The organism is Streptomyces sp. NBC_01454 (assembly GCF_036227565.1).
GTDB lineage: Bacteria > Actinomycetota > Actinomycetes > Streptomycetales > Streptomycetaceae > Streptomyces.
Genome location: NZ_CP109460.1, coordinates 198156 through 213995, shown reverse-complemented (window position 1 = coordinate 213995; position 15840 = coordinate 198156). Strand labels below are relative to the sequence as shown.

Genomic DNA, 15840 nt, shown 5'->3' with positions numbered 1-15840 from the left:
GAAGCCGGAATGATGGAGAGCTGACCAATGGCCACGTCCGCGGATCAGATCGTCGAAGCCCTCCGGGCCTCGCTGCGGGAGAACGACCGGCTGCGCAAGCAGAATCAGCAGCTGGTCGACGCCGCCGGTGAACCCCTCGCCATCGTCGCCATGAGCTGCCGCTTCCCCGGTGGCGTGCAGACGCCCGAGGAGTTCTGGCAGCTGCTCGCGGAGGGCACCGACGCGCTGTCCGACCTCCCCGCCGACCGGGGCTGGGACCTGGGCGCACTCGACGCGACGACCACCCGCGGCGGCTTCGTCCACACCGCCGACGAGTTCGACCCGCAGTTCTTCGGCATGAGCCCGCGCGAAGCCCTGGCCACCGACCCGCAGCAGCGGCTCCTGCTGGAGGTGTCCTGGGAGGCGCTGGAGCGGGCGGGCATCGACCCGATGACGCTGCGCGGCAGCAGGACCGCCGTCTTCGCGGGCTGCAGCAATCAGGAGTACGGCTCCGGGCTGCGCGGCAACGTCCCCGAGGGCGTCGAGGGGCACATTCTCACCGGCACCACGGGCAGCGTCGTCTCCGGCCGGATCGCCTACGCCCTCGGCCTCGAAGGCCCGGCGGTGACCGTGGACACGGCCTGCTCCTCCTCCCTGGTCACCCTGCACCTCGCCGCACAGTCCCTCCGCGCGGGCGAATGCGACCTGGCGCTCGCGGGCGGTGTGGCGATCATGTCCACCCCCGCCGCCTTCGTCGAGTTCGACCGGCAGGGCGGACTCGCCCGCGACGGCCGCTGCAAGCCGTTCTCCGACGACGCCGACGGCACCGGCTGGGGCGAGGGCGCCGGCATGCTGCTCGTCGAGCGGCTCTCCGACGCTCGCCGCAACGGCCACCCCGTGCTCGCCCTGCTCCGCGGCAGCGCCCTCAACCAGGACGGCGCCTCCAACGGCCTGACCGCCCCCAACGGCCCTGCCCAGCAACGGGTGATCCGCTCCGCGCTCACCGGCGCCGGACTGTCCGCCGCCGACGTGGACGCCGTCGAGGCCCACGGCACCGGTACGACACTGGGCGACCCCATCGAGGCGCAGGCGCTGCTCGCCACCTACGGCCAGGACCGCCCGGCCGACCGGCCGTTGTGGCTGGGCTCGGTGAAGTCCAACATCGGTCACACCCAGGCGGCCGCGGGCGTGGCCGGCGTGATCAAGATGGTGCTCGCCCTGCGGCACGGCGTCCTGCCGCAGAGCCTGCACGCCACCCGTCCCTCCACCCACGTGGACTGGTCGGCGGGCCGCGTCCAGTTGCTGACCGAGGCCGTGACCTGGCCGGACACCACCCGACCACGCCGCGCCGCGGTCTCCTCCTTCAGCATCAGCGGCACCAACGCCCACACCATCCTGGAACAGGCCCCGGAAGACCGGGACCGGACGCCGCAGGACGCTGAACAGCCCCCGGCCGAGGGGGAACAACCCGGGGCGGACGGGGAAACGGCCGCCGAAACCACCCCGCCCCCCACCGCGGCCCGCCTTCCGCACCTGCCGTGGGTGCTCTCCGCCCGCACCCCGGACGCCCTGCGGGCACAGGCCGGCCGACTGCGTGCGCACCTGGACAGCCACCCTGACACGGACCCGTACGATCTGGCCTACTCGCTCGCCACCTCCCGGTCGGCCTTCGAACACCGTGCGGTGCTGCTCGGCACCGACCCGGCCGCACTGCGCGGCGAGCTGACCACACTCGCCGAGGGGGGCCCGCACGCCGCGGGCGCCGTCAGCGGCTCCCCCCTCCGCGGCAAGACCGCCTTCCTGTTCACCGGCCAGGGCGCCCAGCGCCTCGGCATGGGCCGTGAGCTGTACGCGGCGTTCCCGGTCTTCGCCGAGGCCTTCGACGCCGCCTGCGCACACCTCGACCCGGAGCTCGAACTGCCGCTGCGCGACACCGTCTTCGGCGACGACCGGGCACCGCTGGACCGCACCGGCAACACCCAGCCCGCGCTCTTCGCCTTCGAAGTCGCCCTCTTCCGGCTGCTCACCTCCTGGGGCCTCAAGCCCGACGTCGTCATGGGCCACTCGATCGGCGAACTGGCCGCCGCGCACCTCGCCGGCGTGCTGTCCCTCCCGGACGCCTGCCGTCTGGTGGCGGCCCGCGGACGGCTGATGCAGGCGCTCCCGCCCGGCGGCGCCATGGCCTCCCTCCAGGCGACCGAAGCCGAGGTGCGGCCGCTGCTCGCGGACACCGCGGACCGCGTGAGCATCGCCGCGGTCAACGGCCCCGACGCCACCGTCATCGCCGGCGACGAAGCCGCCGTGGACACCCTCGCCGGCCACTTCCGGGACCTGGGACGCAAGGTCTCCCGCCTGCGGGTCAGCCACGCCTTCCACTCGCCGCTGATGGACCCGATGCTGGCGGACCTGCGCGCCACCGCCGACGCCCTCACCTACCGGCAGCCGCAGATCCCCGTCGTCTCCAACGTCACCGGCCGCCTCGCCACCGCCGACGAGCTGTGCAGCCCCGACTACTGGGTACGCCACGCCCGCGAGGCCGTGCGCTTCGCCGACGGCGTCCGCGCCCTCGCCGACCGCAACGTCACCCGGCTCGTCGAACTCGGCCCCGACGGCACCCTCACCGCACTGGCCGCGGCCTGCCTGCCCGACGGCGACCGTGTGCTGATCCCCCTCCTGCGCAAGGAGACCCCCGAAGCCCTCAGCCTGCTCACCGCGCTCGCCAGGCTCCACACCGCCGGCGTCCCCCTCGACTGGGCCGCCCTGCTGCCCGGCGCCCGCCGCGTCGACCTCCCCACCTACGCCTTCCAGCGCACCCGCTACTGGCTCCACGCCACCGCCCCCGAGGACACCCCCGCCGGCCGGCCGGCCGACTCCGCGTTCTGGACCGCCGTCGAGCAGCAGAACCTGCCCGAACTCGCCGACAGCCTCAGCCTCGACCGCTCCCTCCTCGAACCGGTCGTCCCCGCACTCGCGGCCTTCCACCGCGACCAGCAGCAGCACTCCACCGCCCGGTCCTGGCGCTACGCCGAACACTGGGAGCCCGTCGACCCCGGCCCCGCCACCACCGCACCGGCCCACTGGCTGCTCGTCGTCCCCGCCGCGGACCCCGAGCGGTACCACCACGTCGCCGACGCCCTCACCACCGCACTCGCCGCTCACGGCACGACCGTCACCACCCTGAGCCTGCCGCCGGACGCCGACGCCGACCACATCGCGCAACGCCTCGACGAGACCCGCGACCCGGACGGTGGCCCGGACGAGCTGAACGTCCTCTCCCTCCTCGGCCTCGGCACCGCCCGCGCCCCCCACCACCCCGACACCCCCGCCGCCCTCGTCCTGACCGGCGCGCTCGTCCAGGCACTGCTGCGCACCGACGCCCCCGTCCGGCTGTGGACCGCGACCCGGGGCGCCGTCAGCATCGGCCGCTCCGACCCGCTCAGCGCCCCCGAGCAGGCCACCGTCTGGGGCCTCGGCCGCAGCGCGGCCATCGAACACCCCGACCACTGGACCGGCCTCGTCGACCTGCCGGAACAGCTCGACGAACGAGCCCTGGACCGACTGTGCGCGGTGCTCCACAGCCCCGCTCACGCCACCGGCCACGACACCGGCCAGGACAACGAGTTCGCCCTCCGCGCCTCCGGCCTCTTCGTCCGCCGACTGATCCGGGCCCCCCGCCCCGAGCGGCCCCGTGACTCCTCCGCCTGGGCGCCGGACGGCACCACACTGATCACCGGCGGCACCGGCACCATCGGCTCCGCCCTCGCCCGCCAACTGGCCCGCGAAGGCGCCGCACACCTGCTGCTCATCAGCCGGCGCGGCCCCGACGCCCCGGGCGCCGAGGAACTCGTCGCCGAACTCACCGCACTCGGCACCCGTACCACCCTCGCCGCCTGCGACCCCGCGGACCGCGACGCACTGGCGCACCTCCTCGCCTCCCTCCCCGAAGACCAGCCCCTGACCAGCGTCTTCCACACCGCGGGCGTACTCGACGACGGCACCCTCGCCACCATGGACGCCGAACGGTTCGCCACCGTGCTCCGCCCCAAGACCGAGGCCGCCCACCACCTCCACGACCTCACCCGTGCACACGACCTGACCGCGTTCGTCCTCTTCTCCTCCATCGCCGGCACCCTCGGCGCGGCCGGCCAGGCCAACTACGCGGCGGCCAACGCCGGCCTGGACGCCCTCGCCCGGCACCGCCGCGCCCACGGCCTGCCCGCGACCAGCATTGCCTGGGGCCCCTGGGCACACGACGGCATGGCGGCCGACCCCACCCTGCGCGCCAAGCTCAGCCGCGCGGGCCTGCCGCCCATGGAGCCGGACACCGCACTGGTCGCCCTGCACCAGGCACTCGACCACGGCGAGAGCCACCTCGTCATCGCCGACATTGACTGGGAGCTGTTCCCCGCGGGCCGCAACGCGCTCTTCGGCAAGCTGCCCGAAGCCGCCGCCCAGAACCCCGGCCACGACACCCCGGCCGACGATGTCCGCAGCGTCCTCGCCACCCTGCGCACCTCCGCCGAACAGGAACAACACCTGCTCCGCCTGGTACGCCGGACCACCGCCGCGGTACTGGGATTCCCGGGCCCCGACGCTGTCGACACCACCCGCACCTTCCAGGAACTCGGCACCGATTCGCTCACCGCCGTCGAACTGCGCAACACCCTCTCCACGGCCGTCACCCTGCCCCTGTCCCCGACGCTCGTCTTCGACTACCCGACACCGCCGGCACTGGCGCGCCATCTGCGCGCCGAACTCCTCGGAGACCTCGGGGAGCAGCACACCGCCGCACTCGCGCTCCCCGTGCAGGCGGACGACGAACCGATCGCCATCGTGGGCATGGCCTGCCGCTACCCCGGCGACGTACGGTCACCGGATGACCTCTGGCAGCTGATCGCCGACGGCGGCGACGCCATCACCCCCTTCCCCGACGACCGGGGCTGGAAAATCGACGCCGTCTACGACCCCGACTCCGGCTGCCCGGGCACCAGTTACGTACGCGAGGGCGGCTTCGTCCGCAGCGCCGGCGACTTCGACCCCGGCTTCTTCGGCATTTCGCCTCATGAGGCCCTGGCCATGGACCCCCAGCAGCGGATGCTGCTGGAGATCTCCTGGGAAGCCATAGAACGGGCCGGCATCGCGCCACTGTCACTGCGGGGCAGCCGCAGCGGACTCTTCGTGGGCTGCGGCTACCAGGGCTACGGGTCGGGCCCTGTCGAGATGCCCGAGGAGATCCTGGGCCATCTGCTCACCGGAAGCTCCGGCGCCGTGGTGTCGGGCCGCGTGGCGTACGCCCTGGGCCTCGAGGGGCCCGCGGTGACCGTGGACACGGCATGTTCGTCGTCGCTGGTTGCCTTGCACCTGGCGGTGCAGTCCCTACGTGCGGGCGACTGCGACCTCGCCCTCGCCGGCGGCGTGACCGTGATGTCCACGCCCGGTGCGTTCATCGAGTTCAGCAGGCAGCGGGGCCTCGCCGCGGACGCCCGCTGCAAGGCGTTCGCGGACACCGCGGACGGCACCATCTGGGGTGAGGGCGCCGGGCTCGTGCTCGTGGAGCGCCTCTCGGACGCCCGGCGCAACGGCCACCGGGTGCTCGCGGTGGTCCGCGGCAGCGCCGTGAACCAGGACGGTGCGTCGAACGGTCTCACGGCCCCGAACGGCCCGTCCCAGCGGCGGGTGATCCGGCAGGCACTGGCCGGTGCGGGGCTCTCGACCTCGGACGTCGATGCCGTCGAGGGCCATGGGACGGGCACCACGCTGGGCGATCCGATCGAGGCCGAGGCGCTCCTGGCCACCTACGGCCAGGACCGCGACGAGGACCGGCCGTTGTGGCTGGGTTCCGTGAAGTCGAACATCGGCCACACGCAGGTGGCAGCGGGTATGGCCGGTGTCATCAAGATGGTGGAGGCCCTCCGGCACGGCGTCCTGCCGCGGACGCGGTACGCGGAGCAGCCGTCCTCGCACGTGGACTGGTCGGCCGGGCAGGTACGGCTGCTGGCCGAGGACGTGCCGTGGCCGGAGGGCGACCGGCCCCGCCGGGCCGGTGTCTCATCCTTCGGCGTGAGCGGCACCAACGCCCATGTCATCCTCGAACAGCCCCCCGCGTACGCGCCCCAGGACGCGTCCCACGAAGAACCCCAGGACGCACCCGCCCGGACGCCCGCACCGGCCCTCATACCCTGGGTTCTGTCCGGACGCAGCGAGGCGGCTCTCAGGGCGCAGGCCGAACGCCTGGCGGCGCATCTGACCGCCCACCCGGCACTCGACCCGCGGGATGTGGGACTCTCGCTCGCCACCACCCGATCGCCGTTCGAGCACCGAGCCGTCGTACTCGGGGAGGACCGGGAAACGCTGCTCGACAGCGTGCACGCCCTCGGCCGCGGTGAGCCACAGGGCAACGTCGCCACCGGCATGACCACCTCCGAAGGCAGCCTTGCCTTCCTGTTCACCGGGCAAGGAGCACAACGAACCGGAATGGGCCGGGAGTTGTACGCGGCCTTCCCGGTCTTCGCGGACGCCTTCGATGCGGTGTGTGCCCACTTCGACGGGCAGTTGGCGTCGCCCCTGCGGGACGTCGTGTTCGGCGACCATGACGATGCCGAGGCGCTGCATCGGACGGGGTTCACTCAGCCCGCGCTGTTTGCGGTGGAGGTGGCGCTGTTCCGCCTCGTCGAGTCCTTCGGTGTGCGCCCCGACCATCTGGTGGGTCATTCCATCGGTGAGTTGGTGGCTGCCCATGTGGCGGGGGTGCTGTCGCTGGCGGACGCCTGCCGCCTGGTGGCGGCGCGCGGCCGGTTGATGCAGGCGCTTCCGGCGGGTGGCGCGATGGTCGCCCTTCAGGCCGCCGAGGACGAGGTGTTGCCGCTGCTGGAGGGCCAAGAGGAGCGGGTGAGCGTGGCGGCGGTGAACGGTCCGCAGTCGGTCGTGATCTCCGGTGAGGAATCCGCCGTGGTGGAGATCGCCGGGCGTTTGGCGTCCGAGGGCCGGAAGGTGAAGCGGCTCAAGGTGAGCCATGCGTTCCACTCGCCGCTGATGGAGCCAATGCTCGACGAGTTCCGTACGGTCGCCGAAAGCGTGGCCTACGCGGAGCCCCGCATCCCGGTGGTCTCGAACCTGACCGGCACGCTCGCCACGCCGCAGGAACTGACGTCCCCCGACTACTGGGTGCGGCACGTCCGCGAGGCCGTCCGCTTCGCCGACGGCATCCGCTGGCTCGCGGACCACGAGGTCACCCGATACCTGGAGATCGGGCCGGCTGGCACGCTGACCGCCATGGCGCAGGGATGCCTGGACAGCGACGCGGGCGCGGCACCTCTCCTCGTCCCCGCCCTCCGCCAAGACCGTCCGGAGGCCACGGGGCTCCTCACCGCCCTCGGCCACGCCTATACCCGCGGCGTCCCCGTCGACTGGGCCACGCTCTTCGCCGGCACCGGCGTGCGGCAGGTCGAACTGCCCACCTACGCCTTCCAGCACCAGCGTTACTGGCTCGAGCTCACCCACACCCACGCCACCAATCTCGGTTCGGCCGGATTGCAGGCAGCCGAGCACCCCCTGCTCGGGGCCACCATGACACTCGCCGACTCCCACGCCGTCATCTTCACTGGCCGGCTCTCCGCGCAGGACCACCCGTGGCTGGCGGACCATGTCTTCGACGGCTCCCTCCTCGTTCCCGGTACGGCCTTCCTGGAACTCGCGTTCCGCGCCGCCGACCAGGCCGGTTGCGACCACGTCGAGTCGCTGACCATCGAAGCCCCCCTGGTGCTCCCGGAACACGAATCCGTCCAACTGCAAATGCGCATTGAGGAGCCGGACCTGCACGGCACCCGCGCACTCACCCTCCACTCCTGCCGCATCGGAAGCACCGGCGTCGCGGAGGAACCCTGGGTCCGGCACGCCACCGGCCTGCTCGGAGCGGCCGATCACCGCGAGACCTTCGACCTCGCCGTCTGGCCCCCGGAAGGAGCGCGGCCCGTCCCGACGGACGGTCTCTACGAGGCCTTCGCCGACGCCGGGATCGCCTACGGGCCCGCCTTCCGCGGGCTGCAAGCCGTATGGCGCAGTGACGCCGACGTCTTCGCCACGGTGGAGCTCCCGGAATCGCCGGAGGCATCGTCATTCGGGCTGCATCCCGCGCTGCTGGACACCGTCCTCCACGCCCTGGCGCTCGACACGGACGAGACCGCCGCCCTCGGACAACTGCCGGTCTCCTGGCAGGGCGTGAAGCTGTACGCCTCGGGAGCCACCGTGGTCCGGGCACGCATCTCCACGCATGCGGACGGCGCGGTGTCGCTCCAGCTGGCGGATGCCGTAGGACAGCCGGTGGCGGAGATCGCTTCCCTCACTCGGCAGGCGATGACGGCTGAGACGTTCAGCCGCGCCTGGCAGGGCAGCACCCACTCCGACGCCCTGTACCGGGTCGACTGGACCCGTGTGCCCGAGACCGCCGCGGAATCCGTCGACCTCATCGATCTCGCGGATCTCCATGACCTCGGCTCCGCACCGGACGATGCCATGCCCCCGTTCGTCACGCTGCGCCTCGACGACCTCACCGGAGAACCCGACGGAACTCCCGCGGCCGCACGGGCCGCCACGCATCGGGCGCTGGCCTGCATACAGGAATGGACGGAAGCCGAGCACCCCTCCGCCTCTCGACTCGTGGTGGTGACACGGAACGCCGTCCCGGCGGAACTGCAGCAGCCCGACCCCGCACAGGCCATGGTCTGGGGCCTCGTCCGAGCGGCGCGCGTCGAGCACCCCGACCGCTTCGTGCTCGTGGACGTCGACGGCACGGACGCCTCGCTGGCAGCGCTGCCGACCGCCCTGGCCTCGGGGGAGCCCGAACTCGCTCTGAGGGAAGGCACGGCCCATCTGCCGAGGCTGAGCATGAACATCCGGCGGGACGAGCTGTCGATACCGTGCCTGCCGCAGGACGGATGGTGCCTCGAAATCGCTGACGAGAGCACGCTGGAGGGCCTCCGCCTGGTGCGGCGCCCCGAGGCGAGGGACGAGTTGGAGCCCGGCCAGGTACGCATCGCGGTGCGGGCCGCCGGGCTGAACTTCCGTGATGTGCTCAACGTCCTCGGCACGTACCCGGGCGACGCGGAGGCATTGGGCCTGGAGGGCGCCGGCGTCGTGACCGAGACGGGCCCCGGTGTCGTGGGCCTGGTGCCGGGTGACCGGGTGATGGGGTTGTTCCCGTCCGCGTTCGGGCCGGTGGCGGTGGCGGATGAGCGGATGGTGGTCCGGGTTCCGGAGGGCTGGTCGTTCGCGCAGGCGGCGTCGGTTCCGGTGGTGTTCTTGACCGCGTACTACGCCCTGGTGGAGTTGGGTGGGGTGCAGGCCGGCGAATCCGTGCTGGTGCATGCCGGTGCCGGTGGGGTGGGGATGGCTGCGGTGCAGTTGGCGCGGTATCTGGGTGCGGAGGTGTTCGCCACTGCGAGCCCGGGCAAGTGGGGAACGTTGCGCGCGCTGGGCCTGGACGAGGCGCACATCGCCTCGTCGCGTGATCTGGACTTCGAGCGGTCGTTCTTGGCGGCGACCGGTGGCCGGGGCGTGGATGTGGTGCTGGATTCCCTGGCGCGGGAGTTCGTGGATGTGTCGCTGCGGTTGTTGCCGCGTGGTGGTCGGTTCCTGGAGATGGGCAAGACCGACATCCGTGATCCGGAGGAGGTTGCGGCCGGGTATGAGGGCGTGCGGTATCAGGCGTTCGATCTGATCGAGGCGGGGCCGGATCGGATCGGGGAGATGTTTGCGCATGTGCGGGAGTTGTTCGAGGGGGGTGTGCTGGAGCCGTTGCCGGTGACGGCGTGGGATGTGCGGAGGGCGCCTGAGGCGTTCCGGTATCTCAGTCAGGCGCGGCATGTGGGCAAGGTGGTGCTGACGATGCCGGTTCCGCTCGATGCGGAGGGGACGGTGTTGGTCACGGGTGGTACGGGTGGTCTGGGTGCGTTGGTGGCCCGCCATCTGGTGGCCGAACATGGGGTGCGGCATTTGTTGCTGGCCAGTCGTCGGGGCCAGGACGCTCCCGGGGTGGACGCATTGCGGGAGGAGTTGGCGGGTCTCGGTGCCGAGGTGGAGGTGGCCGCGTGTGACATCGCTGATCGTGCGGCGTTGAGCGGTTTGCTGGAGGCGGTGCCGAAGCAGCATCCGCTGACGGCCGTCATCCACACCGCCGGCGTACTCGACGACGGCATGCTGTCCTCGCTGACGCCCGCCCGCATGGACGCCGTGCTGGCGCCGAAGGTGGACGCGCTGGTGCACCTGGACGAGCTGACGCGTGGCGCGGACCTGGCGGAGTTCGTGGTGTTCTCCTCGGTAGCGGGAACCTTTGGCAGCGCGGGCCAGGCCAACTATGCCGCGGCGAACGCCTTCGTGGATGCCCTGGTGTGCCGACGCAGCGGGTCGGGGCTGCCGGCGCGGTCATTGGCGTGGGGTGCGTGGGCTCCGGACGCGGGCATGACCGGCGAACTGAGCGAAGCCGACGTCCAGCGCATGGCACGCGGAGGCATCACTCCCTTCACTCAGGAGCGCGGTGTGGAGGCGTTCGACGCCGCTCGGCACGCCGCCGTACCCGTGGTCGTTCCGGTGCAGCTGAACCACACGATGTTGCGGGAGCAGCATGCCGCGGGCGTCCTACCGCCGCTCATGCGCGGCCTGTTGGGGAGGAGTGCGCGTCGTACCGCCGCCTCCTCGGCGGTGGCGCTGTCACCGGCGGACGCCCTGCGGTCCCGGCTCGCCCCGTTGTCCGAGGACGAGCGACGAGCCGCGCTCCTGGAACTCGTACGCACCCGGTCGGCACTCGTCCTCGGCCACCCGGGCCCCGAGGCGATCGAGCCCACCCGCGACTTCCGCGGACTCGGCGTCGACTCCCTGACCGCCGTGGAACTGCGCAATCATCTGCAGGCAGCCACGGGACTGCCGCTGCCCGCCACTCTGGTCTTCGACTACCCGTCTCCGCTGGTGGTGGCCCGCCACCTGGAAGCCGAGTTGTCCGACGGGGACGAGACGGCCGATGCGGGAGCCGTGGCTCCGACGGCGAGGGCATTGCCGGATGAGCCGGTGGCGATTGTGTCGATGAGTTGTCGGTTCCCCGGTGGGGTGGGGTCGCCGGAGGAGTTGTGGGGGTTGTTGGTTGAGGGTGGGGATGGTGTGGTGCCGTTCCCGGTGGATCGTGGGTGGGATGTTGAGGCGTTGTATGACCCTGAGCCGGGTGTGCCGGGGAAGGTGTCGACGCGTGAGGGTGGGTTTTTGCCGGGGGTTGATGGTTTCGATCCTGGGTTTTTCGGGATTTCGCCGCGTGAGGCGGTGGCGATGGATCCGCAGCAGCGTTTGTTGTTGGAGGCGTCGTGGGAGGCGTTTGAGCGGGCGGGGATTGTTCCTGGGTCGTTGCGTGGTTCGCGTACGGGGGTGTTTGCGGGGACGAATGGTCAGGATTACACGGGGTTGTTGGTGGCGTCGGGTGAGGAGGATTTGGGGGGTTATATCGGTACGGGTAATGCGGCGAGTGTGGTGTCGGGGCGGTTGTCGTACACGTTTGGTCTTGAGGGTCCTGCGGTGACGGTGGATACGGCGTGTTCGGCGTCGTTGGTGGCGTTGCATTTGGCGGTGCAGTCGTTGCGTGCGGGTGAGTGTGATTTGGCGTTGGCGGGTGGTGTGACGGTGATGTCGACGCCGGGGTTGTTTGTGGATTTCAGTCGGCAGCGGGGGTTGGCTGCTGATGGGCGGTGCAAGGCGTTTTCGGATGCTGCGGATGGTGCGGGGTTTTCTGAGGGTGTGGGTGTGTTGGTGGTGGAGCGGTTGTCGGATGCGCGGCGTCATGGTCATCGGGTGTTGGCTGTGGTGGCTGGTTCTGCGGTGAATCAGGATGGTGCGTCGAATGGTTTGACGGCGCCGAATGGTCCGTCGCAGCAGCGGGTGATCCGGCAGGCGCTGGCGGGTGCGGGGCTGTCGCCGTCGGATGTGGATGTGGTCGAGGCGCATGGCACGGGGACGTCGTTGGGTGATCCGATCGAGGCGCAGGCGTTGCTTGCGACGTACGGGCAGGATCGGGGCGGGGCGGGGCCGTTGTGGCTGGGTTCGGTGAAGTCGAACATCGGTCATACGCAGGCGGCTGCGGGTGTGGCGGGTGTCATCAAGATGGTGTTGGCGTTGCAGCACGGCGTGCTGCCGCAGACGCTGCATGTTGATGCGCCGTCGTCGCATGTGGACTGGTCGGCGGGCGACGTGCGGTTGCTGACGGAAGCTGTGGCGTGGCCGGAGGGGGAGCGTCCGCGCCGGGCCGGCGTGTCGTCGTTCGGCATCAGCGGCACCAATGCCCACACCATCATCGAAGAGGCTCCGGCGACCGACGACATGGCGGAGAGCGCGGACAGCGCGGAACCGCTCAAGCTGCCGGCAGTGCCCTGGGTCATTTCCGGACGCGACGAGGCCGGCTTGACGGCACAGGCACACCGGCTCCTGGCGCACCTCGACAAGTTCCCGCTCGATGCCTCCGACGTCGGCTATTCCCTGGCAACTTCGCGGGAGATATTCGACCACCGTGCTGTGCTGCTCGTCGACGATCACGAGTCGGCCGTACAGGGGCTGACCGCGCTCACCGAAGGCCGAAAAGCTGCCGGCGTGGTGCGCGGCACCAAGGGGCAGGGGCGGACCGCATTCCTGTTCACGGGGCAGGGCGCACAGCGATTGGGTATGGGCTGGGAGCTCTATGACACGTTCCCGGTGTTCGCGGACGCGTTTGACGCGGTGTGCGCGCACTTCGAGGGCGAGTGGGAGTCGTCGCTTCGGGGTGTGGTGTTCGGTGAGGATGCGGAGGCGCTGAATCGGACGGGGTTCACTCAGCCGGCGTTGTTCGCGGTGGAGGTGGCGCTGTTCCGGTTGGTGGAGTCGTTCGGTGTGCGGCCGGACTTCCTGGTGGGTCATTCCATTGGTGAGTTGGTGGCCGCGCATGTGGCGGGGGTGTTGTCGCTGGAGGATGCGTGCCGGCTGGTGGCGGCTCGTGGTCGGTTGATGGAGGCGTTGCCGGCGGGCGGGGCGATGGTGTCGCTTCAGGCGTCGGAAGCCGAGGTGTTGCCGCTGCTGGAAGGGCTTGAGCAGCGGGTGAGTGTCGCTGCGGTGAATGGTCCGCAGGCGGTCGTGGTGTCCGGCGAGGAGTCGGCGGTTGCCGAGATTGCCGGGCGTTTTGAGTCCGAGGGTCGGAAGGTGAAGCGGCTGCGGGTCAGTCATGCCTTCCATTCGCCGCTGATGGAGCCGATGCTGGAGGAGTTCCGGGCGGTCGCGGAGAGCGTGGTGTTTGCGGAGCCGCGTATCCCGGTGGTCTCGAATGTGACCGGCGAACTCGCCGGGCCGGGAGAATTGGCCTCCGCTGAATACTGGGTGCGGCATGTGCGTGAGGCTGTTCGTTTCGCTGATGGTGTGCGGTGGTTGGAGCAGCAGGGGGTGTCCCGGTTCCTGGAGATCGGGCCGGACGGCACCCTGACCGCCATGGCGCAGGCGTGTGCGGACAGCCCGGACCTGCTTCTGATGCCCGCGTTGCGGAAGGACCGGCTGGAGTCGGAAGCCCTGGTGGCGGCGGTCAGCGGCATGTTCGTCAAGGGTGCGGAGGTGCAGTGGGATGCGCTCTTCCCCGGGGCACGGCGGATTGATCTTCCCACGTACGCGTTCCAGCATGAGCGCTTCTGGCCGCGCACCCCGGGGACGGTGGCGCGCACCGTCGCGGCTCAGCCGGCGGACGACGGGGCCGCCTGGTTCTGGGAGGCCGTCGAGCGCGAAGACCCGGACGCCTTGGCCGGGGAACTGGAGATCGCCGGGGACGCCTCGTGGGATGAGGCTCTGAGCGCCCTGTCCACGTGGCGGCGGCAGCGGCGTGAGCGGTCGGCGGTGGACGGCTGGCGGTATCGCGTGCAGTGGAAGCCGGTGGGTGCGGAAGCCGGCGAGAAGCTGTCCGGGCGTTGGCTGGCGGTGGTTCCGGAGGGCGTGACGGAGTCGGGCTGGGCTTCTTCGGTGTTGGAGGGGCTGGCGGCGTGTGGTGTCGAGGTCGAGCGGGTGGAGTGCGGCCCGGACGTGGACCAGGGTGCGCTGGCTGAGCGATGTGCGGAGTTCACCGGCGAAGCCGTCGCGGGTGTGATGGTGCTGCCGAGCGGGGTGGCGGGGGAAGCCGCTGGTGGGGTGCCGGCGAGTGTGTGGTGGACGGCTGTGGTGGTGCAGGCGTTGGGTGATGCGGGTGTCGGTGGGCGTGTGTGGGTGGTGACGCGGGGGGCTGTGGCCGTCGGTGGGTCGGATGGTGGTCCGGATCCGGTGGGTGCGGCGGTGTGGGGTCTGGGTCGGGTGGCTGCTTTGGAGTTCCCGGATCGTTGGGGTGGTCTGGTGGATCTTCCGGAGGCCGTGGACCGTAGGGCTCTTGATCGGCTCGTTGGTGTTTTGGCTGATGGTGGCGAGGATCAGGTGGCGGTGCGGTCGTCGGGTGTGTTCGGGCGGCGGCTGGTGCACGCTCCGGCTCCGGTTGGGGATGCGGCTGGTGGTTGGCGGCCGCGGGGGACGGTGCTGATCACGGGTGGTACGGGTGTGTTGGGTGCTCGTGTGGCGCGGTGGGTGGCCGAGCGGGGTGCGGAGCATGTCGTCCTGACGAGTCGTCGTGGCTTGGAGGCTCCTGGTGCGGTGGAGCTGGAGGCGGAGCTGTCGGCGCTCGGTGTACGGGTGACGGTGGCGGCCTGTGATGTCGCGGATCGGGATGCGGTTGAGGCTCTGCTGTCCGGGTGTGCGGTGGACGCGGTGGTCCATGCGGCGGGTGTGGTGGATTCCGTGCCGTTGGGGGATGCGGGTGCGGAGCACTTCGCTGAGGTGATGGGGGCGAAGGTCGGCGGTGCGGTGGTGCTGGATGAGGCGTTGCGGGATCGGGCGTTGGATGCGTTTGTGGTGTTCTCGTCGATTGCTGGTGTGTGGGGGAGTGGTGGTCAGGCGGCATATGCGGCGGGGAATGCCTTCGTCGAGGGGTTGGTGGAGGCGCGTCGTGCGCGGGGTGCGGTGGGTTGTTCGGTGGCGTGGGGCCCGTGGGGTGGCGGCGGCATGCTCGACGCGGAAGGCGTGGAGGAGCATCTGCTGCGGCGTGGGCTGAGGGCGCTGGATCCGGTCCTCGCGGTGTCGGCTCTGGAGTCGGCGGTCGCCGCGGGTGAGGGTTCGGTGGTGGTGGCGGATGTGGCGTGGGAGCGCTTCGCTCCGGCGTTCACAGGTGCCCGTCCGAGCCCGTTGCTGGAGGACCTGCCGGAGGTCGCTGACGCCGTAGGTGGCACGTCCACGGAGGTGGCTGAGGGCGAGGGACAGTCCTTCGTCGACCGGGTCGCGGGAGTTTCCCCGGTGGAGCGCGCGCAAGCCGTACTCGATCTTGTACGTGGCCACACGGCTGCCGTTCTCGGGTTCCGGGAGATGAAGGCCGTGGAGCCCGTCAGGGCGTTCCGGGACCTGGGCTTCGACTCGCTCACCGCGGTCGAGCTGCGTAACGGGCTGAACGCCGAGACCGGGATGCGGCTCCCCGCCACCCTGGTCTTCGACTACCCCACGCCCCAGCTTCTCGCGGAGCATGTACACGACACCCTGTTCGGTGCCGCGGATGCCGAGCCGGAGGCCGCCGTACTCGCTGACCTGGACCGTCTCGCCAGCGCGATTTCAGGATTTTCCCCAGAGAACACCGCCAGGGGGCTCGTCGAGGCCCGCCTTCGGAGCATCCTGTCTGAGCTGGGCGGGGCGGCCGAGGCCGATGCGAAGTTCGCCGTGTCCCAGCAGCTGGATGCGGCCTCGGACGACGAGATCTTCGATTTCATCAATCAGGAGCTCGGTCGTTCCTGAACGCCGCTGGTGAACCGTTCC

At 71.0% G+C, this 15840-nt stretch carries 1 protein-coding gene; it reads left to right on the top strand.

The window, feature by feature from the left end; genetic code table 11:
• Window positions 1–27: 27 nt before the first annotated feature.
• Window positions 28–15819, top strand: a complete 15792-nt coding sequence (locus OIU81_RS00625) for a type I polyketide synthase (protein ID WP_329141953.1) — start codon at window positions 28–30, stop codon at window positions 15817–15819.
• Window positions 15820–15840 lie beyond the last annotated feature (21 nt).